Consider the following 1,905-nt stretch of genomic DNA (forward strand, 5'->3'; position numbering starts at 1 on the left):
GCATGGGGGCATCGCGGCTGGGGTTGTCTCTTTCATCGCTGCTCTTTCAACGTAAAGTGCTTATTCTTTAACGATTATACTCTATTATACTCTTGTTGATCGTTTAAGTCCCACTAGTCAATTGCCATAGAAGTTCTCATCTAAGATTTGCTCTGGCAAGAAAGGACAAATTTGAGGATAATCATTTTCTGGGGGAATCCGAACACCAAATTGAGGGAGTTTCCCTTCCTTAATTGCTACTTGACGAGCATCTGGATAAGCTTCCTCGATAGCAGTTTCTAGATAGGATTTCAGGGAAGGCGTATTGCGTAAGTTTTTCTCAATTCGCTGGCGATGCTCAATAATAGAACAATACCAGCTATCTTTCATGGATGGCGGTGCGTCGTGCTGTACTTTTAATTTGAGCAAGTGAGCTAAAAGAATCATCAAATTACTTTCTAAAGTTCTTTTTTCCGATTTTCCCAACTCGGTTAACTCCTCAATTAAGTTATCAGTATCCAGCGCAGCAAATTCCCGCTTCTGTAAGTGATTAATTGTTGTTGCGAGCCACAATTGAAAATCTTGTTCGTAGAGAGTCTTGGACATAGCGATAAGTTTTTCGTTCGAGTCAATAACTGCACTGATAACTAAGCGGATACAATTCTCAAGGCGTTACTAATTTCTAGTTTCCCTTGTAGTTTACCAAAAAATCACCTAAAATGGAAACTAAGTAGGTAGGCGTTAAAAATTATCAGATGCCCCCCTTATTAAGGGGGGACTAAGGGGGGATCGGCACCCCCCTTATCAAGGGGGGCAGGGGGGATCGAACCTAAAATTTATCTTCAATTTAATTATAACCAGCTACTTATCTGTATCCCTTGCTGACTGCCTATGGCTCCCTACACCATTTTCTACTATCTTTGAGCAAACCCGCAAAAGATAAGGAATTAAAACCATGCCTTTAAGTTGGAATGAAATTAAAAATCGCGCCATCGCTTTTCAAAAAGAGTGGGAAGGAGAGACTTCAGAAAAAGCAGAATCTCAATCTTTTTGGAATGAGTTTTTTCATGTCTTTGGCATTTCACGGCGTAGGGTAGCCAGTTTTGAGCAACCGATAAAAAAAGCCGATAATAAACAGGGTTTTATTGATTTACTCTGGAAAGGAACGATTTTAGTTGAGCATAAATCGAAGGGGAAAGATTTAGAAAAAGCCACACAACAGGCTAAGGATTATTTTCCCAATTTAAAGGAACATGAGTTACCGCGTTATATTTTAGTCTCGGATTTTCAACGGTTTAAATTATATGATTTAGATTCGGGTAATCAATGGGAATTTGAATTAAGTAATTTTGTTGATAACGTTCATTTATTTGATTTTATTGCTGGTTACGAAAAGCGAGTTTATAAAGACGAAGATCCCGTCAATATTCAAGCCGCCGAGTTAATGGGAAAACTTCATGATTGCCTCAAAGAAATTGGTTATATGGGGCATGATTTGGAAGTTTATCTAGTGCGTTTATTATTTTGTTTATTTGCCGATGATACGGGTATTTTTAACAAGGGTATTTTCTGGGAATATATTGATCTACATACCAAAGAAGATGGCAGTGATTTGGCGATGCACATTGATGCTATTTTTCAGGTTTTGAATACACCAGAAGAAAAAAGATTAAAAAATCTCGATGAGAATTTAACTCAATTTCCCTACATAAATGGCAAGTTATTTGAGGAGTCATTACCGATGGCGGCTTTTGATAGCAAGATGCGAGTCATATTATTAGAAGCTTGTGCTTTTGATTGGGGAAAAATTTCTGGCTCTTCGTTACTCTTTATGCTAAATCAACAGACAAGATGCCAAGACAACATACTTCTAACCCAAAAATTCCGAAAGTTTCTCAAGCCATAGGCTCTCCGTTTTATTAGTTT

General features: G+C 38.0%; 1 protein-coding gene and 1 pseudogene. One reads left to right on the forward strand and one right to left on the reverse strand.

Features of this window, described 5'->3' with window-relative positions:
- Nucleotides 1-117: 117 nt before the first annotated feature.
- Nucleotides 118-585, reverse strand: a complete 468-nt coding sequence (locus H6F92_RS01300) for a DUF29 domain-containing protein (protein WP_190356515.1) — start codon at nucleotides 583-585, stop codon at nucleotides 118-120.
- Between the two features lie 349 nt (nucleotides 586-934).
- Here H6F92_RS01300 and H6F92_RS01305 point away from each other — a divergent pair.
- Nucleotides 935-1,831 (forward strand): annotated as a pseudogene (locus H6F92_RS01305) (type IIL restriction-modification enzyme MmeI); the annotation flags it as partial.
- Nucleotides 1,832-1,905: the final 74 nt, after the last annotated feature.

Origin of the sequence: Microcystis wesenbergii FACHB-1317, from assembly GCF_014696875.1 — a bacterium.
Lineage (GTDB): Bacteria > Cyanobacteriota > Cyanobacteriia > Cyanobacteriales > Microcystaceae > Microcystis > Microcystis wesenbergii_A.